The 1,351-nt window shown below is 67.7% G+C and carries 1 protein-coding gene; it reads right to left on the reverse strand.

The window, feature by feature from the left end; genetic code table 11:
• A partial coding sequence (locus tag ASD35_RS27560; protein ID WP_162254439.1) for an ROK family transcriptional regulator occupies positions 1-990 on the reverse strand: 990 nt, incomplete at its 3' end.
• Positions 991-1,351: the final 361 nt, after the last annotated feature.

Genomic DNA, 1,351 nt, shown 5'->3' on the forward strand with positions numbered 1-1,351 from the left:
ACCGGGGTCGTAGGCGGTGGCCAGGTTCTGCAGCAGCACGCCGAGGTAATGGCCGGCCGAGGCGACGGCTTGCAACGTCTGCGGGTCGCCGGTCGTCAGCCGGGCGCGCACATCGGCCAGCGAGCACGGTGCTGCCGCGTCGCCGCTGCCTTGCAGCATGGCCGGTGTGGCAATCAGCACCTCGGCGCAGCCGCGGCGGCCACAGGAGCAGCGCGGGCCGTCGAGCTGCAGCACTGTGTGGCCCACTTCGCCGGCAAAGCCACGGTTGCCCGTGAGCAAACGGTCGCCGACGATGACACCGGCGCCCAGGCCCTGGCTGATGGAGACGTAGAGCAGCGGGTCGGAGCCTGGCGAGCGGTTGAACTCCATCTCGCCCACGGCGGCCACGGCTGCCTCGTTCTGGAAGAACAGCGGCACGCCGGCCAGCGGCGAGTCCGTCAGCTTCTCTTCCAGCAGCGCCGCGAACGGCACATCGCGCCAGCCCAGGTTGGGCGCAAAGCGAAGCACACCGCGCGCTGCATCCACGCCACCCGGCAGGCCGATGCCCACGCCCAGCACCTGCTGGTCGGCGCCCAACTGCCTGCACAACTTCAGCAGCGCAGAGGCCAGCACGCGGATGCATGCCTTGGCGGTGCAGCCCGCGCCGTAAGGGGCCACGGCGCTCGCCAGCAGCTCGCCGGTCAGCGAGGTTGCGACGACGCGCACCGAGTCGACGCCCACCTCGGCGCCGATCAGCAGCAGCCGGGCCGGGTCGATGAACAGGGGTGTCGGGCGCCGGCCCATGTCCCCGGTGGCGACGATCTCTCGCTCGACCAGCCAGCCCTCGGCAATCAGCTCGCGGGCCAGCAGGCCCACGGTCGACTTGGTCAAGCCCACGGCGGCGGCCAGGTCTGCGCGTGAGAGGCCGGGGTGGGCACACAAGTGGCGCACCAGGGCCATGCGATTGATGACCTTCAGGAGCTGCTGGCTTCCGTGCGCTTGGGCTTGCAAGACATGTCTCCTTTCTTCTTGGTGTGGCGCCATTGATCGAACTCCGTGGCTGGCTCGCTGCAAGCGGCTGGCATTTGGTCGGACCTCGGTGCCAAATCTGCAAATCGGTCTTACCAATATTAGTTTGGACGATGTACGAAGTAAATAGGGATAAGACAGTTGGCGCCGCGAATACGGGCAAACGATGATCTCCGTCCCGACCGTGCACCCTTCTGGCGCCGAGTTGCAGGGGCCGTGAGGAGACCGGCGCACCACAGACACACACAGACGCAGGGGCCGGCATACCGCCGGCCGATCAGAGACAACAAGGAACCAACCCGCCATGAAGTTCACCGACGGACAGTGGATGCTCCAACCGGGC

Source organism: Pelomonas sp. Root1444, from assembly GCF_001426885.1.
GTDB lineage: Bacteria > Pseudomonadota > Gammaproteobacteria > Burkholderiales > Burkholderiaceae_C > Pelomonas.